The sequence below is a fragment of the Mycobacterium yunnanensis genome (assembly GCF_025823185.1).
Lineage (GTDB): Bacteria > Actinomycetota > Actinomycetes > Mycobacteriales > Mycobacteriaceae > Mycobacterium > Mycobacterium yunnanensis.
In genome coordinates this window covers 1-380 of the sequence record NZ_JACKVK010000016.1, presented here as the reverse complement: position 1 = coordinate 380, position 380 = coordinate 1, and the positions used below count along the sequence as shown (strand labels likewise).

General features: G+C 66.3%; 1 pseudogene. It reads right to left on the bottom strand.

From position 1 onward, the window contains the following. A pseudogene (gene fbiC, locus H7K45_RS28950) lies at positions 1-380 on the bottom strand (7,8-didemethyl-8-hydroxy-5-deazariboflavin synthase); the annotation flags it as partial.

Here is a 380-nt window from a genome sequence, read left to right as displayed (position 1 = left end):
GGCCGTGCAACATGATTCGCGCCAGGGCATGTACGGCCCGGTTGTCGCGATGCGTCGGCCCGGGCCGCGCCGCACCCGCCAGATACAACGGCGAATTCTGGTGAACGAAAGGCAACGGCACGAACTCGGTGAAGCCGCCGGTTCGGTCCTGGATACCGCGCAGCACGTTCAGATGCCCGATCCAGTGCCGGGGGCTGTCGACATGGCCGTACATCATCGTCGACGACGACCGCAGGCCCACCTCGTGTGCGGTCGTCACGATCTCGATCCACAGCGATGTCGGCAGCTTGCCCTTGGTGAGCACCCAGCGCACCTCGTCGTCCAAAATCTCGGCGGCGGTGCCCGGGATCGTGTCCAGCCCGGCTTCCCGCAGGCTGATC